Raw genomic sequence first — 26268 nt, 5'->3', positions numbered from 1 at the left:
AGCCATGCCAGAAAATTCGCATGCCACCTTTTCCGTGGACTCCGCCGTCGAACTGGCAGTGGTGGAACGCAGCGGTTTCGTCGAATCCCGGCACATCGGTTCAGCCGTCGTGTTGGCCGCCGACGGAACCGTCGTCACACAGCTGGGGGACATCACAACACCCATCTATGCGCGCTCCTCGCTTAAACCGCTGCAGGCGCTTGCAGTCATGCAGTCCGGCGTGCCGTTGCGCGGCGCGCAGGTGGCCCTTGCCTGCGGAAGCCACACAGGGTCGCTGGACCATATGGATGTTGTGGAAGGCATGCTCAAGGCAGCGGGCCTCAAAGAGGAGAACCTCCAGTGCCCGGGCGCTTGGCCGCAGGATGAAACTGCACGGAACTGGCTGGTCCGTTCAGACCAAGGCATCTCAAGGCTGGCCCATAACTGTTCCGGAAAGCATGCCTCTTTCCTGTGGGCTTGCACGGAGAACGGCTGGGACATCCACAGCTACCTCGAGCCCAACCATCCCTTGCAGCAGCGCATCCGGTCCGTCATCGAGGAATACTCCGGGGAACGCATTGCGCACCTAGGCATTGATGGCTGCGGAGCGCCTGTTGCAGCCATTTCACTGACAGGCCTGGCGCGCGCCTTTTCGATGCTCGCCAAGGCGCCCGGGGACAAGAGCTCCAACGCCCGGGCGGCCACGGTTGCCACCTCCATGCTGGACTATCCCTGGGCAGTCCAGGGGCGGGGCGAAGCCAACACCATCGTGATGGATGAACTGGAAATCATTGCCAAGGTTGGTGCAGAGGGCGTCCTGGTGATGGCCACAACACAGGGCGTTTCCGTTGCCATCAAAATGCTCGACGGGAACCTCCGCGCAACCACCCTGGTGGGCCTCACTGTCCTGGCGGCCGCCGGCGCCGTGGACATTCCAGGAGTTTCCAGTGTCCTGGAAAAGGTGGTGGAACCAGTGATGGGCGGCGGCCGTCCCGTGGGCAAGATCCGGCTTGGCCACGCTGTTTCAGCGCTTCTTGAGTGAGATTCAGGCTCATTGCACGAATCTGACGTAACGTTGAACCGCCCTTTGTAAACCAGCTTTTGACCTGCAGGAGCCCAGAAATGGCCGTATCCCGGCGACGAATTCCGCTGGACGAGGGCCGCGCGGCGCTTGCCGCCTGGCTGGAAGCCAGCGCGGCGTCGTCGGACCCTAAAAATTCCCCTGCAGCAGTCCCCAGGACAGTAACAGCGACGGCGGTGAGGTACTCGCTTGAGGAGGTCACCGCCCGCGCTCCGGGAAATTCGGTGGAAGTTCGGGTTCCGCCCTTCGGCGTCACTCAGTGTGTGGAGGGCCCCCGCCACACACGCGGCACTCCCCCCAACGTGATCGAGTGCGACGCCGCCACCTGGCTGGCCATGGTTACCGGACAGTTGAGCTGGGCGGAGGCGGTAGACGCCGGCCGGGTGTCGGCGTCGGGGCTGCGGGCGGACCTGTCAGCGCTGCTACCGCTCTGAGGATCACCTGTTATCGGTGCGGCACGATGTTCTGCAGCTTCGTACTTCGAGTCCGTGGGTCCAGGAAGGGGTGTACATCGTCGCGGCGCCCCACAGCAACGCCAACCATCAGGCGCTTATGGTGGTCCTATGAGCACCCGGAATGGACAGGAGCCCGGCATGGCGGACCCCTGGGCGACGGGCGGGACGGATACCCGGCCCACCACTGGTGTGCTGCTCGCGGCAGGCTCGGGCTCTCGTTTGGGAATGGGGCCCAAGGCTCTGCTCCCTTTCGGCGGCCGCACCCTGGTGGAGATCTTGGCGGACCTGCTCCGCCAGGGTGGGTGCCGCGAAGTGGTGGTGATCCTGGGGGCCGACGCAGCCAGGGTCCTGACCAAGGTGGATCTGGAGCGGCACAAGGTGGTGATCAACTCGGAGTGGGAGTCGGGAATGGGCAGCTCATTCCGGCTTGGCGTGCAATCCGCCCAACCTTCGGATCATGTGCTGATAGCACTCGTGGACCAGCCGGGACTCACCTCCGAATCGGTGGCGAGGCTGATCTCGCGCCACCGTCCCGGTCGTGTCACTGCCGCGGGGTACAGGAATGCGGGCGGGGAACTCACCCGCGGGCATCCCTTGCTGCTGGACGCCTCACTCAGGGAGGCAGCGGCAGGATCCGCAAGCAGTGAAGGGGGAGCCCGGCTGTTCCTCAAGGCCAACCCAGGGCTGATCGACCTCGTGGATTGCAGCGACCAGTCCGGGGGCCAGGACCTCGACACCCCGGACCAGTTGCACCTGCTGCAATCGGACGGCTGAGCTACCGGCTCCTACCAGCGCGGGTGGATGGCCTCGCGGAAGTAGCGGTCATAGATTTCGTGGACGCCGACGTCGAACGTTGCATCAATGCCCGGAACGCTGGCAGCCTCAGCATTGGCCCGCGCCTGCTCCACGTTGCGGGCACCGGGGATCACGGTGCTCACCCCGTCCTGGGCCGCGATCCAGGCAAGAGCCGCCTGGGCGGTGCTGACGCCGTCGGGCACCAGTTCCTCAAACTCCGTGACCGCCTGGAGTCCCCGTTCGTAGTCCACCCCCGAGAAGGTCTCGCCGACGTCGAACGAGTCGCCGGAGCGGTTGAAGTTCCGGTGGTCGTCCTTGGCAAACTGCGTGTCCAGCGTGTACTTGCCGGACAACAATCCTGATGCGAGGGGCACGCGTGCGATGATGCCCACGCCGGCAGCCTGGGCGGCGGGAAGAACAGCGTCGAGCGGCTTGAGGCGGAAGGCGTTCAGGATGATCTGCACGGTTGCGGTTCCCTCGTGGCGCATGGCCTCCAGGGCTTCGTCGACGCGTTCGACGCTGACACCGTAATTGCGGATTGCTCCTTCTGCCACGAGTGTGTCCAGGGCGTCGTAGACTTCGGCGTTGCTATAGACGGCAGTGGGCGGGCAATGCAGCTGGACCAGGTCCAGGCACTCCGTACCCAGGTTCCGCCGCGAACGGTCCGTCCACTCCCGGAAGTTGGCCAGGTTGTAGTTTTCGGGCAGCTGATCCAGGCGCCGGCCCATCTTGGTTGCCACGGTAATGTGCAGCCCCGGATTGTCGGCGAGGAAAGCACCGATGGCCTGCTCGCTGCGGCCATCGCCATATACGTCGGCTGTATCGAAGAAAGTGACTCCGGCTTCCGCCGAGGCAGCGAGGATGGCCTGGGCGTGGGCGGGATCGACGTTGCCCCAGTCGGCCCCGAGCTGCCATGTTCCGAGGCCGATAACGGAGACCTTCTGGCCGGTTTTGCCTAATGTGCGTTGTTCCATAATGCGACTATAGATGCTTGTTCAGCCTTGGCTAACTCAGGCTTGCCCCGTAGCCGTTAGCGCTATCAACTCCAGCGCCTTGGCTCGAAACTCCCCCACTCGCCAGCGCCGCCCGGGCGCAAGTGACTGAACACTGTGATGGCGCACGCCATGTGAGGTCTATCCGGCTTTCCTAGCGACTCTCCCTTGGAAGTGACGCCGTGTACCCCATGACACTGCCCACTGCGTGTCAAAAACCCTCCCAGCAGGTTTGTGAAACCTCTCTCGCTTGCAGACATGAGTTGTGACGCAGCCCTAGCGTTTTTTCCGTAGGATATGAATCGCAGCGATAAGTGGCGGCATTTTCGCTTCGCTAAGTGTCGCCCCTGGTGCCCGTAAGCCGAACGGCGGATTCAACGACCGGCCACGCAAAAGACTAGAGTTCAAAAAACCGATCGAACTGATCGAAGGACTCCTGTTGCAATGACCGCCTGAATCCGCCGAACCTTGACCGGGACGGCTCGCTAATGGCGAGGACTCATAGGGAAACTCCTAGATCCTTACGATGGCGAGGGCACTTTCGGACACTATCTGCGGATACCTCTCCCAGGATCGTCACGGATCAATCGGCAGCGATATTCGTCTCAGGTTCGGCCCATTCAAGTGCCGCGACCAGATGTCCTTCGTCGGGAAGGGCTTTTTGTTCAGCCGGGGGAAGTTTGTCGTAGGTGTACGCCGCCACCGCCATGGGCGAAGTGGATCGCCCCAGGCTGTACCTGACGCTGCGGTCGTTCTTGGTGCCGCAGATCAGGATGCCGATGGTTTCTTTGTGGTGCTCGCGTCGGAGCATGTCATCTACAAGCGCGACGTAGAAGTTGAGTTTTCCGGCCCATTCGGGCTGAAACTTCCCAGTCTTGAGCTCTACAACGACGTACCGGGACTGGTCAATGTTGAAAAATAGCATGTCGACATAAAAGTCGTCGCCGTCGACGTCGAAGTGCACCTGCCGGCCGACGAAGGAGAAGCCCGGACCGAGTTCGTGCAGCGTTTCGGTGATTCTGCTGGTCAGGGCGTTCTCCAGGTCGCGCTCAGCCACTTCGCCGGACAGGCCCAGGAACTCGAAGTTGTAGGGGTCTTTGGCGACTTGCTGTGCGAGTTCCGAGTCTGGTCCAACAAGCCGTTGGACAAAGTTCGACGGTGCCGCCCCGGTGCGCTCCAGCGTTTTGTTCATGATCATGTTCAGCAGAACATTTCGGGACCAGCCATATTCGACGGCGGCAGTTGCGTACCATGCTCGGTCATCCGGGCGGTCGAGCTTATCCAGCAGCACGGTGATGTGGCCCCAGGGCAATTGTCCAACAGCCTGTTGGACAATTGAGTCGGGCCACGCTGCAGCGAACCCGCGCATGTAGAAAAGATTTGAACGCGAAAGGCCTTTCATCTCGGGGAACTCCGCCCTGAGATCATCCGCTAGCCTTCCGATGACCCCGCTCCCCCAACTCTCGACCTCCTGACGTTCCAGGATCGTCCGGCCGATGGACCAGTACAGCTCGATGAGCTGGGTGTTGACTGTCCGCAATGCCGCTGTGCGCGCGGCCCGAACCCGATTCTTGAGCTCGCCGAGCAGGTCAGTGTAGCCGGCGGGGAGCGCAAGATCTCGGGTGGATGCCATGCCCTCGATCCTATCCAGCAGGTCAGACAGGTACATGCACCAACGTCCCGCCACTCGGTCGTCCCATTTCCTTACAACCGGTACGCCCGGCACGGGACACTCCCCTACCACTCGGATTCGGGGAACACAGCGTAATCTGACGGGCCCTAAGGGTGGAGTTTGGTCACCACGAGTGTGTCCCCGGCTCGGCAGGCTGTCATGGCTTCACGGAAGGGCGCACCCGATTCGCTCCCGTCAGTCCGTGCTCAACGAAGATCTGCTTCTCATCCACACCCAGGGAAAGGAGAGCGTTTCGTTGGGTCGTGAGGTCCTGATCGCTCGTTGAGACGCGGCCATCCAAACCTGTCACAATCGAACGGCCTTAGTACGCTTTGACTCGTTGCTCGACAATGAGGTGGACGAGCGCGAAGACGTGGTCCTCGTCGATGGCTTTCAGAGCAGCTTTGAGAGCTTCGGGAACATCCACGTCGTTTTCCACTCGGATACCGAAGCCGCCGAAGGCCTGGGCTATCAGGGCGAAGTCCGGGTTCTGCAACTGGGTTCCTGAGACCCTCAGCGGGTAGTGGCGTTCTTGGTGTGTGCGGATAGTGCCGTATTCCTGGTTGTCCATAACCACCACCAGCGGTGTCGCGCCGTACTGGGCGGCAGTGGCGAGCTCTTGCCCGTTCATAAGGAATTCCCCGTCGCCTGCGATGGTGACCACCCGTAGCCCTGGAGTTTCGAGGGACGCGGCTATTGCGGACGGCACGGAATATCCCATTGATCCGTTGCGTGCGCTAATCATGGAGGCGTAGCGGCGCGTGGGAAAGTATCTGTGGGCCCAGTTGGTGTGTTCTCCTGCCCCGAAAGTGACCATGGCATCGTCCGGAAGCGTGGGGACGAGGTTGGCCATTAATGTGTTCATCCGGGCCGGTCCGCTTCTGGGGGTGGCAGATGGCAGCTTAGAGAAGTTTGTTTGCTCATCCCGCATGCGGGATGTCCATGCTTTCCATTCCTCTTTCACTGGCAGATCGAGGGTGACGAGGTCACGCACGAAGGTGTCGGGTTTTGCCAGGATCTGCCAGGAGACGGGGCCGGAGCGCCCGCGCAGCGAGGGGTCGATGCTGACCAGGAAGTTTTGCTTGGTCCAGTCCTGGCGGCAAACGAACCCGTCGGTGATGACGTCGCCTGGGACGGTACCGACGAAAACCAAGAAGTCGGTTTCTTCCAGCAGGTCGTAGGTGGGGCGGGGCCGGCCGTAACCGACTGGTCCGACGTACGAGGGGGAGTCGAAGGGGACCGTGCCTTGGGTTCGCCATTCTGCCGCTGCCGGGATGTGATGCTTTTCCAGCCAATGTGTGAGCTGGTCCGCACCTGCCTGCGTCCAGTCGTTTCCGCCGGTGACGAACAGCGGCTTACTTGACTTCATGAGTCCTTCGGCGACCGCTGCCAAATCGACGTTTGTCATTCCGCCCATAGCCACAGGAATGACCGGATGGAGTCTCGGTTGGATGTGCTTGAGGATCACGTCTTCGGGAAGCCCGATAACCACAGGTCCGGGTCGGCCGTTCATGGCTGAGAACATTGCTTCGGCAACGATTTCCGAGGCACGTTCGGCGTCGTCGAGCACCATGACCCTTTTGGCGCCAGTATCGAACCACGCCTTGATGTCGAATTCCTGGAAGGCTTCCCGCTCCCTGTGTGCGAGCGGGATCAGGCCTACGAAGAGCACAAGCGGTGTGGAGTCCTGCCAGGCTGTGTGCAGTCCGACGTGCGCATTAGCGGCGCCAGGGCCCCGGGTCACCATCGCCACTCCCGGTACCTGCTTCATCTTGCCGTCGGCTTCGGCCATGTACGTGGCTCCGCCTTCATGCCTGCAGAGGATCGTTTCAATCGGTGAATCGTGGAGTCCGTCCAGGACGTCAAGGAAACTCTCACCGGGAACGACGTACGCGCGCCTGACGCCGTGGGCGACCAGCGAGTCGACAATGATATGCCCGGCAGACTTCGTCGGCTGCGTAGCGGGAGCCTCCCCTAATCCAGCCGCCGCCGTTAGGATCTGCCGACCCGCGGACGCGGATGATCCCAGATCTGGAAAGGAGGGTTGGATGGTATCGGGTGAAGCTGACTTTGCTACCACTGTTGTTTCTCCTCTCCTAGGTTTGGGGGCGGTCATGGTGCGTCTTGCACGGACCGTTGTCTGCTTCGACACGGTTCTGCGTGGGCGGCGGGTCGCGGATGTCCATGTATTCGATACGCAGGCCGTGACTGCTGCTATCAACGGGTTCCAGCAATCTGGTTGCAAGCGCTCCGGCTAAGAGACGTGGTCCCGGAAGCTGGGACGTCGTCAAAGGCCAGTCCGGTTGACCTTGCTTGGACGTACGTTATGCCTGTTGCCGAAGCGACTGTCGAAGCATCCACGTCGTCCCAAATCGCTTGCGCGATCTGGGAATTGGGGGCCGGTTTGAGGACGTGCAGCCCCTGACCGGTCCGCTGACTGTGTTCGTTGCGGGCCTGCCGACTAGGTCTAGCGGGCTGCGCGGTCCAGGCGTCAGCTGAGCTGCGCGAGCAGACGACGCTCGACACGTCCCATGACCCCCAGGAACGTAGACTCGTCGCCGTAGGCGCGGGTAATGATGAGTCCACCCTGGATCACGGCAACGGCGTCCAGCGCGCTCTCGTGAGCATCCTCGGGGGTGAGTCCGCCGCGCTGCAGCAGCGCGGCCAACGCGTCGACCCAGTCCACGAAGTAGACCTTGACCTCGCCCGCAAACGTCTCCTTCTCCTCGCCGAGTGTCATTGCGGCGAATAGGCAGACATTCTCACGGGAGACGAAGTAGTCAGCGACCGCCTTCGTCATCGCGGAGACCGCGTCAGCGGCGTCAGTTGCGGAACGGAGCGGCGCGAAAACCTCATCCTCAAACCAGTCGCTCACCTGGTCGAGCACCGCCCTGGCCATGTCCGCCTTCCCGTCTGGGAAGAAGTGGTACAGACTGCCGCGACCGATGCCGGCCTCCTGCTGGATGACGGACAGGGAGCTGCTCTCAAACCCTCGCCGGCGGAAGACACCGGCGAGGGCGCGAACGGCGTCCGAGCGTTCGAGAAGGGTGCGTGGCATTACAGTCCGAGTTCGCTCAGGCCGGGGTGATCCGCGGGGCGGGGTCCGGAGGCGTCCCAGAAGAACTTGCGCTCGGACTCGTCGATGGCGAAGTCGTTAATGCTCGCGTGACGGTGCGTCATGAGTCCATCCTTGTCGAAGTGCCAGTTCTCGTTGCCGTAGGCGCGGAACCACTGGCCCGCGGCGTCATGGTACTCGTACGCGAAGCGGACCGCAATGACGTCGTTGGTGTAGGCCCACAACTCCTTGATGAGCCGGTAGTCGAGCTCGCGCTCCCACTTGTCAGCGAGGAACTCGACGATGGCGGCGCGACCCTGCACAAACGTCGAGCGATTGCGCCACCAGCTGTTCTCGCTGTACGCGAGGGAGATGCGCTCGGGGTCGCGCGTATTCCAACCATCCTCGGCGGCACGGACCTTCTGGACGGCGGTCTGTTCGGTGAACGGAGGGAGGGGGGACGAGACATGATGGACTCCTTCGAGATAAAGTTGTACCGTGCGGTACAAGCTGTACTAAAAGGTACAGCTCCTGACGACCACCGTCAACCCCGTTACCTTTTTCGTACCCCGGTCCTGTTGCAGGATATGGGTGTGTTGGCCGGTCGGTCCCGGCATGGTTTCTGCCCCCAGTCGTTCATGATCCGGGGGGGGTGTTGTCACCGGGGCCGGCTTGGCGGCAGATGATCCTTGATGAGCGCGCATTTTTCGGCGCTCAGGAGGCTTTCGAAGAAGAACTTGAGAGTCTCCTCCGCACGGCAGCCGAAGCTGCCAGAGTAGCCCCAAGGCACCGAACGGTTCAGGGCGGGCAGTCCACGGCGATCAAGCAATCTCCGCTCATCGGGTCTCTCCTAGGAAAGTGGTTTTTCTGGTCAACTGCCGTAGGAGTCGCACTTGTCCTGCTTCTGAGCCAATGGATCGATCTCATCTATGCATTCGTAATCGTTCTCGTGATCGCCATTCCTATAGACGTTGCCCTCGCTAGATCAAGATGGCGGCGTCAAGTCCCGGAAGAAGACTAAGACTAAGACAGGACCATCATCCGTATATTTGGTTAGCCCATCCATCGCGGTAAATGTCCGCAGAGCGTTCGGCTTACGGGCATCAGGGGTGACATTTAGCGTCGCGAAAATGCCGCCACTTATGGCTGCGGTTCACAACCCAGGACCCAGGACATGATGGCGCTCCAGATGACCAGGCTGGACTGGATCTGAAACACTACGAGACCACAGAGGAATGCTTCAACGAACCCTTGATCGCTGCCGCATAGATCCGCGAGATCCCCTTTTTCTTAGCCCACCATGGTTCGAACATGACGGGCCGGCGACGAGGGGGGTTGAGCCTTCGGCTCAGAAAGGCTCGATTCGTCGCCGGCCCCGCTTGATCTCCAGAACATCGTCCCGGAAAGCCTGACTCCTTGCGGCCCATCGTGTTCGGTCTGGGAATGCGAACCTGGTACTACGCCTGCTCAAGCTTCAAGGCGAGGGAAGAGGTCGAGCGTAGTATTTTGGCCTAGTCCCGTTGTACCAGGTACCGGAGCCGACACCCAGCGTCAGCACACCGGTTGAAATTGCTGCCCGATCAATCGAATCGGTGTCTTCCAGAGGGCGAAGGTACCTTTTCCCTCAGGAGTACCTGCTCCCCCAGGAGCAGGACCCCCGCTGCACCCGCTGCTACGGCGCCTTTTGTTGCCTTGTTCATTCAGTGTCCCCCCGGAACTGTCTGGTGCTTAGACCTTATGTGCTGCCTGGGACCTGAGCGTCCCGTTGCAGAAATTCTTACGGTCCCGACTCAAGGACCCGTCGATTTCTCCCCAGCTTTTTGGCAGGAACACGCAACAAACGCTCAAGGCCGTCTGGCGGGCCGCAGAGGGTAGGCCCGGGTGTTAAGACCAGACATCGAGGTACCCCCATTGGCCCGAGTTTTCATTTGTGAGAGGAAGCCTTCCGGACTGGATCAGCACTGGCCTTCCTTGAAGGCCGCTCTTGCGCCCAAGGCTTCCCAAAAGTACAGACCATTTTTCCGCTGCGATCTCAGCTACTGATCCTCAACCGCGGATCCGTCCAGATATTCTCGGGCAGCCGTAACGAGCGCTTCCGTACCAAGGCTCAACGTAGGTTGGATACACGGGGCGAAATAGGGCGAATGGTTTGACGGAATGTCCTCCGGCATGCGGCCGCTTTGGGCCCAGTCCTTGAAGGAGGACAACGAAGGGTCAGCTCCCCCAAGAAACCAAAAGACCAGTGGCGCGTCGGCAGCCTGTGCCAGCATTCCAACATCCTCACTGGCCGAAACTGCACCCGGGTTAATGACCTTCCCTGGCCCGAACTTCTGCTGGAATGCGGCAGTAATCTTCGCTGCCGCGGCTTCGTCGTTGACCGTTAGCGGGAGGTGCTCTTCATAGTGGAATTCCGGCTCGCTGGGAGCATTTGAGGCTGTTGCTTCGCTGCGAACAATACGCTCAATGGAACCTAGAACCTTGTCTCTGGTCACCTTGCTGAAAGAGCGAATGCTAAGACCCAAAGAGGCAGTCTCAGGGATGATGTTGTTTTTGGTTCCGGAGTGAATCTGCCCAACGGTGACCACGGCAGCATCGCTGGGAGCCAGTTCACGTGAGACGATCCCCTGCAACCGGACCGTTGCCGCAGCGGCCAGGAGGACCGGGTCAACGGTGGTTTCGGGACGCGATCCGTGACCACCCCTGCCATGCAGCGTGATGCTGAGGGAATCGGCCGATGCCATGAGGACCCCGGGGCGAATGCCGAACCACCCGGCCGGAAACGGTGCGACGTGCTGGCCCAGAACCACATCAGGCTTGGGTACCAGGTCATAGAGCCCGTCCGCCACCATTGTCTGTGCGCCTCCACCCCATTCTTCAGCCGGTTGGAATACTGCAATAAGTGTTCCCTGCCAGTCCTCATGCTGGGCAGCCAGGATTTCCACGGCTCCAACCAGGCAGGTGACGTGGACATCGTGTCCGCAGGCGTGCATCACCGGCACCTCCCTGCCCTCATGGTCCACGCCGACGACCTCACTGGCGTAGTCCAGTCCTGTTGCTTCTTTGACAGGAAGGGCGTCCATGTCTGCGCGGAGAAGGACAACGGGACCAGGACCGTTCTCCAGGATGCCAACCACACCCGTCTTGCCCACGTTACGGTGTACTTTGTAGCCGAGATCAACCAGATGCCTAGCAGCGATTTCAGCGGTCCTGACTTCTTGGAACGAAAGCTCCGGATTGGCATGCAGGTCGCGATAAAGCTCTTCAAGATCGATACTCATGGGCTCACACTTACAGATTGACACCAGCGCTGGCTAGTACTCGGCGCAGGAGTTATCTGGGGCGGGGCCGTGCTTCCTTCATGCGCAGGTACAGCCGGTCCCGGCGAATCGGCAACTCCCCGAAACGGATTCCAGTGGCGTTCCTGATCGCATTGGCTAGCGCCGGAGCAACGGGATTGAAGGGGCTCTCGCTCATAGATTTTGCCCCCAGCGGCCCCAGCTTGTCGTTAGTGTCCGCGAAGTAGACCTCGCTCCGCGGAACGTCCGCAAAGGTGGGGATGTGGTACTGCCGGAGAGTATCCGTGGTGACCCGGCCGGCGTCGTCCACCTGCACTTCCTCATACAGCGCCGCACCAAGAGCCTGCGCGATACCGCCTTCGATCTGGCCGCGGCACTGCCTCGGATTGACCACCACCCCGGCGTCGGCTGCCTGCACGCTTTGCAGGATGCGCAGCTCCCCCGTGCCGGTGTTGACCGCCACCCTGAAGGCGTGGACATTGAAGGCCACAGAACGTGGGGTACCGCCCCACTGCCCATCAGCCGAGAGCTCGACGCCGGCCTCAGAGGCGGCGTCGTAAATTTCAGTCAGCGGCACCCTGGTTCCTTCACAGACCACCGCATCCCCCTCCAGGACGCAGCCGGAGGACTGGACCCGCCGGATGCCGGCAGCGAAGGCACGGATCCGCACCGCAAGGTCTTCGGCGGCGGCGAGGGTCGCCTTGCCGGCAACCACCGTCCCAGTGGACGCGAAAGCGCCTGAATCGTGCGGGACCAGGTCCGTGTCCGATTGCCGGATGGTGACGCGGCTGGACGTGGTGGACAGTGCCGTTGCTGCGAGCTGGGCGTGGACAGTGGAGGTGCCGTTGCCGAATTCGGCGGTGCCGACGTCGGCGGCATAGGTACCGTCCGGGAGGAGCCTAACGACGGAGTGGGCAAAGTGCCCCCGGGGAGGCGCGGTATCGATCATGGAGATTGCGGATCCCTCGCCGGTAACCCAACCAGGCCCGGCGTCCTCCAACCCGGCGGCCCGGTAGCGTTCACGGCCGCGGTCAAGAGCGTCCTGCACCAGGCGGATGCATTGGTCCAGGCCGTAACTGCCGTAGTGCACATCCTCCTGGGGCTCCGGATGGGTGGAGAGCATCTGGTCCCCTTCCCGAACCATGTTCAGGTTTCGGAACTCCAGGGGGTCCATTCCGATCCCGCGGGCCAGTTCATCCATGCCCGATTCAATGGCGAAGATCATCTGGCTCAGGCCGTACCCGCGGAAGGCGCCTGAAGGGACTGTGTTGGTGTAGACGGCCTGCGCGTCCACCTTCTTGTTGCGGCATTTGTACACGCCCAGGGATTCGCCGCAGCCGTGGAACATGACGCCGGGGGCATGGTTGCCGTACGCGCCCGTGTTGGTCAGGACCTCCAATTGCAGGGCCGTCAATTCCCCTTCTCTGGTGGCACCGGCCTTTAGGTGGACGGTGAAAGGGTGCCTGACAGTGGAGGAGGTGAATTGTTCCGTCCGGGTGAACTCAAGCTGCACCGGCCGCCGGAGCTTCAGGGCCGCGAGCGCCACAATGTCCTCGGTCAGGACTTCCTGCTTGCCGCCGAAACCTCCTCCCACCCGCCCGGCTACCACCCGCACTTGCTCCTGCGGCAAGCCGAAGACGCGCGCCAGGGTACGCCGGGCCAGGAACGGGACCTGGCTGGAGGTGCGGACGGTGAGGCGGCCGTCGTCGTCGAAGGAGGCAATGGATGCGTGCGTCTCCATGGCGACGTGCTGCACTCGCTGGGTCCGGTACGTATGTTCGTGGATGAAGTCGGCCTTGGCGAATCCTGCGGCCAGGTCGCCGAGCTCCGAGTGCAGCTCGGCCGCCACGTTCTGAAGCGGGCGGGCTATGCGCGAAGTGTCGCCATCCTTGTCGCCATGGAGAACCGGCGCCCCGGGGAGGATGGCGTCTTGCGGTGTGAAAACCGCGTCCATGACCTCGTACTCGACGTTCAGCGCGCGCGTTCCGGCTTCCGCTGCGCTCACCGAATCGGCGACGACGGCGGCCACCCGCTGCCCGATGAACCTCACCACGTCATCCAGGACACGAGTGTCATCGGGGTCGTCGGTGTAGAGCTCGTGCTGGGCAGTTGAGAACAGCTGCTCCGGCGCGTCCTCATGCGTGAAGACCGCCACCACACCAGGGACCTGCAAAGCAGCTGTTGCGTCAATGTTCAAGACGCGGGCGTGGGCGTGCGGGGAACGAAGCAGCTTCAGGTGAAGGAGGCCCCGCAGTTCCCCGGGCGGGACATCGAGTGTGTACGGGGCGGAACCGGTGACCACTCCGAGGCTGGCAGGCGCGGGAGCATCATCGCCGAGCTGTCCTGGCCGGGGATCAGGGTGTTCCCTGGCGCCGATGCCTGAGATTTGAGCTTCCGGGTCAGGGTGCCCGTCATGCCCGCACACCGCATCCTCGATGGAGCGGTAGCCCGTACAGCGGCACAGGTTGCCTTTGAGGCTGCGGTCCAGGTTCTCTTTTTGCGCCGGGTCAAAGGTGGCCGCCGTCATGATCATCCCGGCCGTGCAGAAGCCGCATTGGAATCCCTGGCGGTCCAGGAACTGCTGCTGCATGGGATGCAGCCCTGCTTCGCTTGAGGCTCCTGTCGGGGCTCCTGTTGAACCTTCGGTGGATGCCCCTGTTGAGGCTCCCGCAAGGCCTTCGATGGTGGTGACTTCTTTTCCCTGGGCCCGGACTGCGGGATAGATGCAGCTGTGCACGGGGATCCCGTCCACGTGTACTGTGCAGGCGCCGCAATCACCGGCGTCGCAACCCTTTTTCACCCCGACATTCCCTTGCTCCCGGAGAAAGGTCCGCAGGCACTGGCCCGGCCTTGGCTGGGAGCCCGCAGTGTTCCCGTTGATCCCGATAACCACGGTCACCACCCCTTCTGCCCGGCCGGTGGCCAAAAGTCCCCTGAAACGTACGGTCGCCCGCCTTCGCCCGGCACTGACCCCAGCTCAACCCGGATTTCCTCGGCCAGCCGGTACGTCATGTCCTTGCGCCAGGCCGGGAGTCCGTGGGCGTCGTTGTGGTAGAGACCGTCAGGGATGGCATCGTCAATAGCACTTTGTAATACCGCTGTCTGCGGGACGCCTGAACCTGATCCGAAGCGCAGCTGAACGGGACGCCTGGTGGCGGCCGTGACGGTCAGGACAAAGCCGGCATCGGCGTCGAGCCTTCCGATCAGGAGCACCCCGGACCTTCCCAGATTGCTCAACGAAAGCCTCCGGAACGCCACCCGCGAGCGCAGGGCGGCAGCCGGAAGGGTGATGCTGCGCAGCAGTTCCCCCGGCGCAAGGCAATTCTGCCCGTCGCCGGTGACGAAGTCGGCCACAGGAACCGTCCGGCCCACACCCACGGCGTCAAGCACAGTGGCCAGCCCGTCGAGGGCAGCGAAAAGCGAGATCATGGGCCCGGCTGGCAGGGCCGTACATAGGTTTCCTCCCACGGTGGACATGTTCCAGACCTTGAACGAAGCTACGAAGGAGTCGCAGCAGGGACGGATGAGCGCCAAGGCCGGCCAGTCGGCTAATCCGCTGGCAGTGGCGGAGCCGTCGTCCGGCCCGCTGGGTCTATGGAAGTCCGCGGGAAGATCGTAGAGCTCAGCCACTGTGCAGGTGGCCGCGAGTTCCAGCCCTTCCTCGGTCACAGTAATGGGTGGCCAGCCTGTGGAACCGAGGTCCAGGAGGCGCTTCAGCGGTTGCTCACCGACTGCGGCTCCTCCGTCGGAAAAGAGCACAGTACCACCGGCCAACCACGCGTCACCCGGCTGCCACTGCCCGGGATCGGCAGTGGAAATAACTGCCTCAACGGTATTCAGATCCACGGGCCCTCCCCTAGAGTTCTTCTGCCGGGCCGGGCTGCCAGTGGATGGGACCGGCTCCGTCCTTCAGGGAGGCCACTGTGGCCTGGTTGCCGCGGTTCAGGGTTGCCACCAGTTCGGCCGTGATGGCGACGGCAACTTCCGCCGGAGTCACGGCCCCAAGATCAAGACCGATGGGTGAATGCAGCCGCGACAACGACTCCGGCGCCACGCCCTCCGCCAGCAGGGATTCCACCCGGCCGCGGTGGCTCAGCCGCGACCCCATGGCCCCTACATACGCCAGCTCCAGCTGAAGTGCTGCGGCAAGGAGCGGGACATCGAACTTGGGGTCATGGGTCAGGACGCAGACTGCGGTCCTGGCGTCGATCCGCCCGGCGTCCACCTCCGCTGCCAGATAGCGGTGGGGCCAGTCCGTGATCACGTCATCGGCTCCGGTGAACCTCTCCTGGCGCGAAAAGGCCTCGCGGGCATCACACACGGTGACGTGATAATCCAGCAGTCTGGCGGCGGGCAGGAGCGCGGCGCTGAAGTCGCTGGCCCCGAAGATCAGCATCCGGGCCGGCGGAAGGCGGCTCTCCACCAGCAGGGTGACCGGCTCCGGCACGGTTTGGCCGGCAGTGGGCAGTTTCTGGCCAAACGCGGGCAGGGTTTGGCCAGACGCAGGTGAACAACCCTCCTGGGGAGCCAGCCTGACGAGTCCCGACCGGCCCCCACGGAGCAGCGGCTCCAGCTGGGCCGCAGCGGCGCGCAGGGCTGGATGCTGTGACGAGCCGAGGTCCAGAAGCGCGGCAATTTCAGCTGAGGCAGTGACGTCAAAGTGCGCCGGATCGTTGATCACGACCGCGTCCTTCCCCTCCCGGTCAAGCCTGCGGATCAGTGCCAGAGCCACCCGATCCGGAAGCCGGGTCTCCTGCAATTTCATCCACAACGGCCCGGAGGGACCGAATTCAAACTGCTCGATGTGCACATCCAGGCGCCCGCCACAGGTGAGGCCCGCCGCAAATGCGTCCTCGGCACTGTAACCGAACGACTCGCGGCGGGTGCCGCCGTCGTGCAGTGTCTCCAGTGCAGCCTCGACGACTGCCCCTTCGACGCACCCGCCGGACAGGCTGCCCAGCACCTCGCCGGCGGCGGACACGATCATCGACGTACCCACGGGCCGCGGCACAGACCCTGTTGCCCCCACCACGGTGGCCACAGCACAGCGCTGGCCGGAAACCGCAGGCTGCCAGTCCCGGACGGAAGGCAATAGATTCAGCATGCGGCTCTCCCTTCGTCCCCGGGCATGTCCCTCGCCGCGGTGTTGTCCATTCTGCTGCCTGTTCTCCGCCGAAGGAAGCAAGCCCCGCCGCAGCCGCCTGGGATCAATCCTGCCGACAGTGTTCCGGCTAGCCACCCGAAGTGAAAGTTGCGGGTTCCTTTAGGCTCTTTTTTGTTGGCAGTGTTTTTTAGGACAGGCAGTGCTTTTAGAAGGCAGTGCTTTTTAGGACAGGGCAGGAAACATGCTGTTAATTTCGCTGTGCCACCTTGGTTCCAGCGACCGGAAGTTGGGAAAACACCATGAGCGGGAAGATAGTCCTCGGCAGCAACCAGTACGGCAAGGCCGAAGTCCGCGTCGTCAAAATCACCCGGGATACCAAACGCCACGAGATTGAGGACCTCAACGTTACCTCGCAACTTCGCGGGGACTTTGCTGCCGCGCATCTGGAAGGCAACAACACCCACGTCGTGGCCACCGACACCCAGAAGAACACCATTTACGCCTTCGCCCGGGCCGGCATCGGCTCCCCTGAAGCCTTCCTGCTGAGGCTTGGCGAGCACTTCTCCTCGAGCTTCGAGTGGGTCAGCGGCGGCCGCTGGGAAGCGGAGTCCTACGGCTGGGACCGGATCCAGGTGGCGGGCAAAGACCACCATCATTCGTTCGTGCGCAACGGCCGCGAGGTACGCACCGCCGTGGTGGTCCGGGACGGTGCGGCCATCCATGTCGTCTCGGGTCTCCGGGAGCTCACGGTCCTGAAATCAACCCAGTCGGGCTTCACCGGCTACCCCAAGGACAAATACACCACCCTCCCCGAGACCACAGACCGGATCCTGGCTACCGATGTCACGGCCCGCTGGCGATTCAATCCTGCCCTGGACGTGCGCGCCTTCGATTTCAACAGGAATTACGACGACGTCAGGCGGCTTTTGCTGGAGGGCTTCGCTGAGAAGTACTCCCACGCCCTGCAGCAGACACTGTTCGACATGGGGACCAAGGTGCTGGAAGCCCATGGCGAGATCGACGAGATCAGGTTCTCGATGCCCAATAAGCATCACTTCCTGGTGGACCTCGCCCCTTTCGGCCTGGACAACCCCAACGAAGTGTTCTTCGCGGCAGACCGCCCTTACGGCCTGATTGAAGCCACGGTGCAGCGTGAAGATGCCGCGCCAGCTGATGCCGCCTGGACCGGCATCGCCGGCTTTTGCTGACGGCGGACCTAATGCCGGTTAGATTGTCCCCAGGTTCTTCGCCCCGAATCGGCAGCGGACGCTGCCGCCGCAGCGGCTGCCCACGCAGCCTCAAATGCAGCCTCAGCTGCCTAGGAAAGGACACTCGATGGCCCTCACAGTCACCGATCCGCAGCCCGTTTCAAGGGCCTGGGAAATCCTCACGCCGGAGGCTCTCGCCTTCATTGAGGAGCTCCACCAGCGCTTTACTTCAACGCGTGCGGAGCTGTTGAAGGCCCGCGTGCTCAAGCGTGAGCAGGTTGCACGGACAGGCAAGCTGGATTTCCTGCCGGAGACCGCCGATATCCGCTCCGGTGGGTGGAAAGTTGCTCCTGCCCCTGCTGCGCTCCAGGACAGGCGTGTGGAGATGACGGGCCCAGCTTCTCCGGCGAAGATGGCCATCAACGCCCTGAACTCCGGCGCCAAGGTGTGGCTCGCTGACCTGGAGGATGCCAGCACGCCCACCTGGCACAACGTGATCGACTCCATCCTGAACCTGCGTGACGCGGCCCGCGGCACCCTGAGCTACACCTCCCCTGAGGGCAAGGTATACACCCTTCGCACAGACGCCCCGCTAGCTGTGGTGGTGGCCCGCCCCCGCGGCTGGCACATGGATGAGCGGCACCTGCTGGCCGACGGCGAACCCACCGCCGGCGCGCTGGTGGACTTTGGACTCCACTTCTTCCACGTGGCCGAACAATTGCTCCGCAACGGTCATGGCCCCTACTACTACCTGCCCAAAATGGAGAGCCACCTCGAAGCGCGTCTGTGGAACGACGTCTTTGTCTTCGCGCAGGATTACCTCGGCCTACCGCAGGGGAGCATCCGGGCTACTGTGCTGATTGAGACCATCCCGGCGGCCTTCGAAATGGACGAGATCCTCTACGAGCTGCGGGACCACGCCTCAGGACTGAACGCGGGGCGCTGGGACTACCTCTTCAGCATCATCAAGTACTTCCGGGACGCGGGGCCGGCCTTCGTCCTGCCGGACCGTGCCTCAGTTGCCATGACCGCTCCGTTTATGCGCGCCTACACCGAATTGCTGGTCAAAACCTGCCATCACCGCGGCGCCTTCGCGATGGGCGGGATGGCAGCAGTCATTCCAAACCGTCGGGAGCCGGAGGTAACGGCCCAGGCTTTCGAGAAGGTAAGGGCTGACAAGACCCGCGAAGTGACTGACGGCTTCGACGGCTCCTGGGTGGCGCACCCCGACCTTGTTCCCGTCTGTCAGGAGGTGTTCGATGCCGTGCTCGGCGAGCGCCCCAACCAGCTCGACAAGCAGCGTCCCGAGGTCTCCGTCACCGCTGGCCAGCTCCTGGATATTGCCTCCGCCGGCGGCCAGGTCACCGAAGCCGGGCTGCGGCTGAATCTTTACGTCGCCGTCGCCTATACCGCGGTCTGGATCTCCGGCAACGGCGCAGTAGCAATCCACAACCTGATGGAGGATGCTGCCACCGCCGAAATTTCCCGGTCCCAGGTCTGGCAGCAGATCCGGAACGCGGTGGTCCTGGCCGACACCGGCAACACAGTAAACCGCGAGCTTGTGGCAGGAATCCTGGCCGAAGAGACTGAGCGCCTGCGCAGTGAAGTGGGCCAGGACGCGTTCGAGAAGTACTATCAGCCCGCGAGCAGCCTCATTGCCGATATCTGCCTCTCAGAGGATTACACGGACTTCCTCACCACCCCCGCCTATGAACTGGTGGGCTGACGCATGAATGGAGCGCCCCGGGGATCGCTTTCAAGCGCTGACCTGGCGCAGATTGATTCGCGGCTCGCTGCCACGGACAGGATGCTGGTGCAGAACTACCCCGGCGACGATGGCTCGCGCCAACCCGTTCAGACTGCGTATATTCCGGCGGACACCTTCACGCCATCGCTTGCCGCCGAATGGGGTGCCCAGGCGCTTGCAACTGCCGAGTCCCGGGGCGGCCTGGTCCACCTCGGTCACCTGCTCGGCCAGGAACGTGCTTTGGCAACCGCCGTGGCCACCAGGGTGGAAGCGAAGTTGACCAGCGAGCCCATAGAGGATCTCAGGCTGGACTTTGAGGACGGATACGGGGACCGGGGCGACGACGCCGAGGACGCCGACGCTGTTTCAGCCGCTCACGCCGTGGCCGAGGCGGTTGCTGCCGGAACCTCGCCCCCGTTCATCGGCATCCGGTTTAAGGGTCTTGAAGAATCCACCCGCACCCGCGGACTGCGGACGCTGGACCTCTTCATCTCCGGGCTTGCGCACGCAGGCGAGCTTCCCGCCGGGCTCAGGCTCACGCTGCCAAAAGTAACCACTGTGGCGCAGGTGCAGGCCCTCGAGTTTGCAGTGACCAGGTTGGAAGAGATCCACTCGCTCCCGCCAGGAAGGCTGAGGTTCGAAGTGCAGGTGGAGACGCCCCAGCTCATCCTCGGCCCGGACGGCACCTCGCCGGTGGCACAGCTGCCCCACGTGGTCCCCGGACGGATCAGCGGGCTGCACTACGGCACTTACGACTATTCAGCATCACTGCAGATTTCTGCCGAATATCAGTCCATGGAGCATCCTGTGGCTGATTTCGCGAAGGAAGTGATGCAGCTTGCCGTGGCCGGGACAGGGATCCGGCTTTCAGACGGCTCCACCAACATCATTCCGGTGGGTGAGAACGTCGAGACGGCGTGGGTCCTGCACGGACGGCTGGTGCGGCGTTCGCTGGAGCGTGGCTACTACCAAGGGTGGGACCTTCATCCGGCGCAGCTTCCCAGCCGCTTTGCAGCCACTTATGCCTTCTACCGGCAGGGGCTTATCCCCGCTGCCACGCGGCTTCGGAACTATGTTCAGCGCACGCAAAAGGGTGTGATGGACGAGCCCGCCAGCGCCCGTGCCCTCGCAGCCTTCGTGCTCCGCGGATTGCAGTGCGGCGCCGTGGGAACCGCGGAAGTGAAGCTGCTTGCGGGCCTGGAACTCCCCCAGCTCCGGTCCTTGGCCCAGCCGCAAACGTCCCTCAACTCATCAACCGACTCGTCCAGCGCACCAGGAGCGAACCCATGAGCAGCTACTTTTCTCCGGAAGGCGGCCTTCCGCCGCAGACCCAGCTCCTCACTGACCGCGCCATTGTCAAAGAGGCTTATACGGTCATCCCCAAGGGCGTTCTGCGGGATATCGTCACGAGCAACCTGCCAGGGTGGAACCAGAGCCGCGCGTGGATTATCGCCCGTCCTATCGCAGGCTTCGCCACCACGTTCTCGCAGCTGATCGTGGAAGTAGCTCCAGGAGGCGGATCGCAGAACCCGGAGGCCGAATCCGGCGTCGAGGGCGTTATCTTCCTGACCCAGGGTCAGCTCGCCCTGACGCTCGACGGCGATCTCCACCATCTTGAGGCCGGAGGCTACGCCTACCTGGCCGCCGGTTCGGACTGGTCCATCAGGAACAGCTCGGGGGAACCGGCCACTTTCCAATGGATACGGAAGGCCTACGAGCCGCTGGAGGGTTTCGAGGCCAAGTCCTTCGTCACCAGTGACCAGGCTGTTGAGCCCCGTCCTATGCCTGGTACCAATGGAGCATGGGCCACCACGAGGTTTGTGGACCCGGACGACCTCGCCCACGACATGCACGTCAACATCGTCACCTTCCAGCCCGGTGGAACCATTCCCTTCGCCGAAACGCACGTGATGGAGCATGGACTCTTCGTGCTGGAGGGCAAGGCCGTTTACCGGCTTAACGATGATTGGGTGGAGGTGGAAGCCGGAGACTTCATGTGGCTCCGCTCCTTCTGCCCGCAGGCCTGCTACGCGGGCGGCCCGGGTCCTTTCCGCTACCTGCTGTACAAGGACGTTAACCGGCAGATCCGCCTTACCTAAGGCCGTAGCGCAGACTCTGTTATCCGCGGCCAGGGTCCACGCTGGCCTGTGGATCCACGCGGCGCCGGCCCAGCCAAAAGCCGGCCCAGAAAGCAGCTCCCAGCAGGGCCACCACAATGAGCGCGATCCCCACCCTGGCCCGGACCCCAAGGAACACCAGCCCTTCTGGCATGAAGTACTGCTGGGACAGCGGCGCATAGGCAAACCAACCGTACGTCTCCGTGCTCGGAAGCAGGACAAGCACCAGGCCGGCCAGCAACAACAGCACCAACGCTGCCGACAGCGCGACCGTTCTGATTCGTCCTGCCTCTGAACTGTCCCGCCCATCCCCCAATGAATTCATGAGGCAACTGTAGCCCTTCGTCCGGGCTGTATATCGCCCGCCTTCCGGCCATAGAGTGAAGCATGGCGAGCACCCGGGAAGCTACGGAGATGTCGTCGAGTCCGACCTCCGGTGAAGTCCTGTTGGAGTACCTGCGACGCCAGGTGGCGGAACTCCAGCAGCAGGCGCCGCGTGTCCGGGACGATCTGCCGGACTCGGTCCACCAGATGAGGATGTCTGCCAGGCGTCTCCGCGCGGTGCTTAAATCAGCGCAGTCAATGCTCGGGCCGGGTAACCGGCAGGCAGACGATGGCAGCCCGAACCTGTCCCTCCCTGAGCTGCGTTCTGAACTGAAGTGGCTCTCCGGGGTGTTGGGCAAGGCCCGCGATCCGGAGGTAATCCGGGACCGGCTGGCGGCGCTTGTGGCCGAGGAGGCGGACGCCTTGCTTCTGGGCCCTGCCGCAGAGCGCATTGACCAGGCTCTCAGGGCCGTAGCCCGGGACGCCCACGGCGAGGTGCTGGAGGCGCTTGGCAGCGACCGCTACCGCCGTCTGGTTCAAGCCTTGGACGCCCTCACGGACAGGCCCTTTGTGGGTGACAAGGCAGCACGGCCGGCCGGCAAGGGTTTGGTAAAGCTGGTCAAAAAGGATGTACGGAGGCTGCGTAGGAAGGCTGCAGCACTGGACCAGCCGAAATGGGGAGAGGCAGGCTCGGAAGCAAACTCGGACCCAAACTCTGACCGAGGCCCACGGGATGCGGCCTTCCACGACGTGCGGAAAGCAGCGAAACGGGTGCGTTACATTGCCGAGGCCGCTTCGATCGCAGAAGCCAAGTCCGCGGACCGAATCGAGGATGCAGCGCACACGATCCAAAAGATCCTTGGCCAGCACCAGGACAGCGTCATGGCCAGGGAACAGCTCCTGCGACTGGGATCAAAGCCAGAGCCGGGATCAAAATCCGAAGCAGACAGCGGCTTTACCTTCGGCCGTCTGCACGCCTTGGAAGAACGACGGGCTGAGGAAGCCGAAAAGGAATTCTTCAAGGCCTGGAAGGCTTTCCCGTAGCCGCAACGCTGAGCTACGGGTTAAGCACCACCTTGATGCAGCCATCCTCCTTCTTCTGGAACTTCTCGTACAGGGCCGGCGCCTCTCCCAACCCCGCTCGATGGGTGACGAGGTCCATCACACCCAGGGGATCGGCGTCGTCCTCCACCAGCGGAAGCAGTTCATCCGTCCAGTTCCGCACATTGCATTGCCCCATCCGCAGCTGGATCTGCTTGTCAAACATCCACAGCATGGGCATAGGGCTGGCCTGGCCCCCATAGACGCCGCTGAGGGAAACCGTACCGCCCCGACGCACCGCATCGAGTGACGCATGGAGGGCGGCAAGCCGGTCCACTCCCGCCGTTTCCATCGCCTTCTGCGCGAGCTTGTCAGGCAGCAGCCCCAACGCCTGATGGGCGAACCCTGCGACAGGCGAGCCGTGGGCTTCCATCCCCACCGCATCGAGCACCGCATCGGGGCCGCGGCCCTCCGTCATGTCGCGCAGTTCATCTGCCACGGTCTTGGAGTAGTCGAGCGTTTCCACGCCGTGTCTGGCTGCCATTGCCCGGCGCTCCGGAACGGGATCAACGCCAATGACCCGCTGTCCCAGGTACCGCCCTATCCTTGATCCGAACTGTCCGACAGGGCCAAGGCCGAAGACAGCGAGGGTTCCCCCAACAGGGACGTCGGCATACTTGACCCCCTGCCAGGCCGTGGGCAGGATGTCGGACAGGAACAGATACCTCTCATCAGGCAATTCGGTCCCCACTTTCACCGGGCCGTAGTCTGCGAAGGGCACCCGCAGATACTCGGCCTGGCCGCCCGGCACGGAACCGTACAGCTCGGAGTAGCCGAACAGGGCGGCTCCGGAGCCCTTCTCCTTGACCTGGGTGGTCTCGCATTGGGACTGCAACCCTCGGCGGCACATGAAGCATTCGCCGCAGGCTATCCCGAACGGGATGACGACGCGGTCTCCCACCCTCAGGTTGGTAACCGCGCTGCCGACCTCCACCACGATGCCCATCGGTTCATGGCCAATCACATCACCCTTATGCATATACGGACCCAGCACTTCGTACAGGTGGAGGTCGGATCCGCAGATGGCGGTGGAGGTGATCCGGACGATCGCATCTGTGGGTTCCTGGATCACCGGATCAGGAACTTCCTCGACGCTGACGGATCGTTTGCCTTGCCAGGTGAGTGCCTTCATCGTTTGCCTCTCAATGCGATGAGAAATCGGATAACGGTAGCCGGACGGCAAAGGGTCCGAAGGATCAGTAGGAAATAAACTCTACGAGTTCACCCACACGGTCCTCGGGGTAGTTGCGGGCGATATCAGCCTGGCTGAGCATGCCTACCAGGTCATGCCCGTCAATCACTGGCAGACGCCTGACCTGGTGTTCCTGCATGGTCTTGATGGCTTCTTCTATGGTGTCATCGGCACCGATCGTGACGGGCTTCCCCTCAGCCATTTCGCCCGCCGTGACGCTGCGCGGGTCTCCGCCCTCAGCCAGGCATTTGATGACGATATCCCGGTCAGTGACCATTCCCTTGAGCCGCTGATCCTCTCCGCAGATGGGAAGTGCACCTACGTTGAGCGATTTCATCTTGCGGGCCGCCGCCTCCAGGGTTTCCTTTTCTCCGACGCATTCGGCGCCAGGAGTCATAAAATCGCGTGCCTTTGGCATTGTGCTCACTCCTCACGAGGTCCTCCGGGCGGCAGCATCCTGCCCGGAATGGATATGGAATTGGTCCCCGTATGAGGTCATGGCGGACAACTCTCCGGGGGTACTTTGACCGTAGCGCCGATTCAGTTCCCTGTGAAGGTCAGCATGCTTATTAGTTTTTAGGTCAGAGAAAAACTAAGCAACCTGATCAAATCCCTTGCCTCCCGGACCGGGAACTCACTAGCGTTGAAGGTGCCCCAGTCCCCCAAGGAAAGGCAACATCATGACGCTATACCAGCCCGAGCCCGTCGAGATTTCCACCCGCATGCGGCCGGGCGAATGGACCGAATCCAGCCTCGAAGAGCTGGTCACCACCTATCGGGCAAAGCTGATGGGCATGGGGGCCAGCGTGGCGGACATCGTCACGGAAGTGGACAGAAACGACGACGGCTCGGTCCGCGTATTCGTGGCTTGGCGGAAGGACGAGGCTGCTAACGAGGCCACCACGGGTCAGGCCGTGTAGGAATGCTGACAGTCGGAACCACCGTCCTTGGCGTTGGCGATGTCGCCAGAGCCACAGCTTTCTGGAGCGCCGCCCTTGACTACGCTCCCCAGGACAACGGGGACGACACGTGGGTGATCCTGAACCCGCAGAACGGCAACGGCGCCCGGCTGGCACTGATGCTCAGCGAGAGTCCAGTTCAATTGCACCCGCGGATCCATTTGGATCTTTGGGCCGATAACCAGGAAGCGGAGGTCCAACGGCTTTTGGACCTTGGAGCCGAACGCGTTGACTGGGATCTCTACCCGGACGATGCAGATTTCATAGTGCTGGCAGATCCCGAAGGCAACCGGTTTTGCGTCGTGGACGCAAGCGAGGGTTAGAACCAGGGCTTAGTGATCAGGACTAACGACCACCAGACCGAGAGGAACGCGGCATGGGATTTTCATCGCAGGAGTTTTCCCCCCGGACGGCAATCGTCACGGGCAGCGACTCGGGTATCGGCAGGGCAACAGCTGTGGCCCTGGCCCGGAACGGCCTGGATATCGGCATCACCTGGCACACTGACGAGGCAGGCGCGGAACACACTGCCTCGCAGGTCAGGGAGGCCGGGAGGACAGCCGTGGTCCGGCAACTGGACACCTCGGACATTCCGGCATGTTCCGGCGTCGTGGATGAACTCGCGGCCGGGCTCGGCGGCGTGGATGTTTTCGTCAACAACGCCGGAACGGGTGAAGGCACCCCGTTCCTGAAGCTTGGCTACGACGGCTGGACCAAGACCATGGATGTGGACCTCAACGGGGCCTTCCTGTGTATCCAGGCGGCAGCCCGCCATATGGTCCAGGCCGGGAAAGGCGGCAGGATCATTGCAGTGACCAGCGTCCATGAAACGCAGCCCAAGGTGGGCTCCTCCGCTTATGTGGCAGCCAAGCACGGGCTGGGCGGGCTCATCAAGACGATTGCCCTTGAGCTGTCCAGCCATGGAATCACGGCGAACTCAGTCGCCCCGGGCGCCATCTCTACTCCCATGTCCGGGCAAGAGGGTGACGACCCGCAACCCAGGAACGAGCCCGGGATTCCGCTTGGCCGCTCTGGTCGCGCCCAGGAGATCGCGGCCGTCATCGCCTTCCTTGCCTCGCCGGCGTCGAGCTACGTCACGGGGGCGTCGTGGGTGGTGGATGGTGGGATGCTCCAGATGGGGCCGACGGCCGGAGCCAATCTGCCCGACCATGAGTGGCGTGACATCTGAGG

24 protein-coding genes are annotated in these 26268 nt (G+C 62.7%); 11 read left to right on the top strand and 13 right to left on the bottom strand.

Annotation, left to right across the window (positions count from 1 at the left end; all coding sequences use genetic code 11):
* Positions 1-4: 4 nt before the first annotated feature.
* The 3 genes from M1E05_RS04765 to nboR all read left to right on the top strand — a co-directional run bounded on the left by M1E05_RS04765 (position 5) and on the right by nboR (position 2289).
* On the top strand, positions 5-1021 hold the full coding sequence (locus M1E05_RS04765) for an asparaginase (protein WP_461164614.1): 1017 nt from the start codon (positions 5-7) through the stop codon (positions 1019-1021).
* Between the two features lie 80 nt (positions 1022-1101).
* Positions 1102-1494, top strand: coding sequence for a sterol carrier family protein (locus M1E05_RS04760; protein ID WP_461164613.1), 393 nt, complete (start codon positions 1102-1104; stop codon positions 1492-1494).
* 159 nt (positions 1495-1653) lie between these two features.
* Entirely contained in the window at positions 1654-2289 is a 636-nt protein-coding gene (nboR, locus tag M1E05_RS04755; protein WP_461165187.1) for a nicotine blue oxidoreductase, read from the top strand.
* Between the two features lie 11 nt (positions 2290-2300).
* Here nboR and M1E05_RS04750 read toward each other — a convergent pair whose 3' ends face one another.
* From M1E05_RS04750 to M1E05_RS04705, 10 genes are all read right to left on the bottom strand, one after another.
* Complete coding sequence (locus M1E05_RS04750; protein ID WP_461164612.1) at positions 2301-3284, bottom strand: aldo/keto reductase; 984 nt, start codon at positions 3282-3284, stop codon at positions 2301-2303.
* A gap of 601 nt (positions 3285-3885) precedes the next feature.
* Complete coding sequence (locus M1E05_RS04745; RefSeq protein ID WP_461164611.1) at positions 3886-4935, bottom strand: PDDEXK nuclease domain-containing protein; 1050 nt, start codon at positions 4933-4935, stop codon at positions 3886-3888.
* 196 nt (positions 4936-5131) lie between these two features.
* Positions 5132-5284: a recombinase family protein gene (locus M1E05_RS04740; RefSeq protein WP_461164610.1), complete on the bottom strand. Its 153-nt coding sequence runs from the start codon at positions 5282-5284 to the stop codon at positions 5132-5134.
* Positions 5285-5296: 12 nt separating this feature from the next.
* On the bottom strand, positions 5297-6973 hold the full coding sequence (locus M1E05_RS04735; RefSeq protein ID WP_461165186.1) for a thiamine pyrophosphate-dependent enzyme: 1677 nt from the start codon (positions 6971-6973) through the stop codon (positions 5297-5299).
* Between the two features lie 492 nt (positions 6974-7465).
* Complete coding sequence (locus tag M1E05_RS04730) at positions 7466-8032, bottom strand: TetR/AcrR family transcriptional regulator (protein WP_461164609.1); 567 nt, start codon at positions 8030-8032, stop codon at positions 7466-7468.
* Positions 8032-8538: a nuclear transport factor 2 family protein gene (locus M1E05_RS04725; protein ID WP_461164608.1), complete on the bottom strand. Its 507-nt coding sequence runs from the start codon at positions 8536-8538 to the stop codon at positions 8032-8034. Before M1E05_RS04725 ends, M1E05_RS04730 begins: the two co-directional genes overlap by 1 nt.
* A gap of 1527 nt (positions 8539-10065) precedes the next feature.
* Positions 10066-11307 (bottom strand): amidohydrolase, encoded by a 1242-nt coding sequence (locus tag M1E05_RS04720; RefSeq protein WP_461164607.1) that lies wholly within the window; start codon positions 11305-11307, stop codon positions 10066-10068.
* Between the two features lie 52 nt (positions 11308-11359).
* On the bottom strand, positions 11360-14218 hold the full coding sequence (locus tag M1E05_RS04715) for a molybdopterin-dependent oxidoreductase (RefSeq protein WP_461165185.1): 2859 nt from the start codon (positions 14216-14218) through the stop codon (positions 11360-11362).
* Positions 14219-14220: 2 nt separating this feature from the next.
* Positions 14221-15171, bottom strand: coding sequence for an FAD binding domain-containing protein (locus tag M1E05_RS04710; protein ID WP_461164606.1), 951 nt, complete (start codon positions 15169-15171; stop codon positions 14221-14223).
* Between the two features lie 10 nt (positions 15172-15181).
* Positions 15182-16429, bottom strand: coding sequence for an XdhC family protein (locus M1E05_RS04705; protein WP_461164605.1), 1248 nt, complete (start codon positions 16427-16429; stop codon positions 15182-15184).
* 299 nt (positions 16430-16728) lie between these two features.
* On the opposite strand from M1E05_RS04705, the gene pucL reads away from it, so the two are divergent.
* The 4 genes from pucL to M1E05_RS04685 all read left to right on the top strand — a co-directional run bounded on the left by pucL (position 16729) and on the right by M1E05_RS04685 (position 21483).
* A complete protein-coding gene (pucL, locus tag M1E05_RS04700; RefSeq protein ID WP_461164604.1) occupies positions 16729-17637 on the top strand; it encodes a factor-independent urate hydroxylase in 909 nt (302 codons plus the stop codon).
* A 127-nt stretch (positions 17638-17764) separates the two neighbouring features.
* Positions 17765-19363: a malate synthase A gene (gene aceB, locus M1E05_RS04695; protein ID WP_461164603.1), complete on the top strand. Its 1599-nt coding sequence runs from the start codon at positions 17765-17767 to the stop codon at positions 19361-19363.
* Positions 19364-19366: 3 nt separating this feature from the next.
* Positions 19367-20674 carry a DUF6986 family protein gene (locus tag M1E05_RS04690; protein WP_461164602.1) on the top strand — a complete coding sequence of 436 codons (1308 nt, stop codon included), beginning with the start codon at positions 19367-19369 and terminating at the stop codon, positions 20672-20674.
* On the top strand, positions 20671-21483 hold the full coding sequence (locus tag M1E05_RS04685) for a bifunctional allantoicase/(S)-ureidoglycine aminohydrolase (protein ID WP_461164601.1): 813 nt from the start codon (positions 20671-20673) through the stop codon (positions 21481-21483). Before M1E05_RS04690 ends, M1E05_RS04685 begins: the two co-directional genes overlap by 4 nt.
* A gap of 19 nt (positions 21484-21502) precedes the next feature.
* Here the strand turns inward: M1E05_RS04685 and M1E05_RS04680 are convergent, their stop codons facing one another.
* Positions 21503-21826, bottom strand: a complete 324-nt coding sequence (locus tag M1E05_RS04680; protein ID WP_461164600.1) for a hypothetical protein — start codon at positions 21824-21826, stop codon at positions 21503-21505.
* A 62-nt stretch (positions 21827-21888) separates the two neighbouring features.
* On the opposite strand from M1E05_RS04680, the gene M1E05_RS04675 reads away from it, so the two are divergent.
* The gene (locus M1E05_RS04675; RefSeq protein WP_461164599.1) at positions 21889-22869 is read left to right on the top strand and encodes a CHAD domain-containing protein; all 981 of its coding nucleotides are present in this window, start codon (positions 21889-21891) and stop codon (positions 22867-22869) included.
* 13 nt (positions 22870-22882) lie between these two features.
* Here M1E05_RS04675 and M1E05_RS04670 read toward each other — a convergent pair whose 3' ends face one another.
* Both M1E05_RS04670 and M1E05_RS04665 read right to left on the bottom strand, forming a co-directional pair.
* Positions 22883-24058 (bottom strand): zinc-dependent alcohol dehydrogenase, encoded by a 1176-nt coding sequence (locus M1E05_RS04670; RefSeq protein WP_461164598.1) that lies wholly within the window; start codon positions 24056-24058, stop codon positions 22883-22885.
* 64 nt (positions 24059-24122) lie between these two features.
* On the bottom strand, positions 24123-24536 hold the full coding sequence (locus M1E05_RS04665) for a CBS domain-containing protein (protein ID WP_458111934.1): 414 nt from the start codon (positions 24534-24536) through the stop codon (positions 24123-24125).
* A gap of 262 nt (positions 24537-24798) precedes the next feature.
* Here M1E05_RS04665 and M1E05_RS04660 point away from each other — a divergent pair, with 262 nt between their 5' ends.
* From M1E05_RS04660 to M1E05_RS04650, 3 genes are read left to right on the top strand one after another with little or no spacing between them, the layout of a single operon-like run.
* Positions 24799-25038, top strand: coding sequence for a hypothetical protein (locus tag M1E05_RS04660; RefSeq protein WP_458111935.1), 240 nt, complete (start codon positions 24799-24801; stop codon positions 25036-25038).
* Between the two features lie 2 nt (positions 25039-25040).
* The gene (locus M1E05_RS04655; protein ID WP_458111936.1) at positions 25041-25400 is read left to right on the top strand and encodes a VOC family protein; all 360 of its coding nucleotides are present in this window, start codon (positions 25041-25043) and stop codon (positions 25398-25400) included.
* A 53-nt stretch (positions 25401-25453) separates the two neighbouring features.
* Complete coding sequence (locus M1E05_RS04650) at positions 25454-26266, top strand: SDR family oxidoreductase (protein ID WP_461164597.1); 813 nt, start codon at positions 25454-25456, stop codon at positions 26264-26266.
* Positions 26267-26268 lie beyond the last annotated feature (2 nt).

It is taken from the genome of Arthrobacter sp. R4-81, assembly GCF_054792365.1.
The sequence above is the reverse complement of the archived record's forward strand: the minus strand, read 5'-3'. Positions and strand labels throughout refer to the sequence as shown.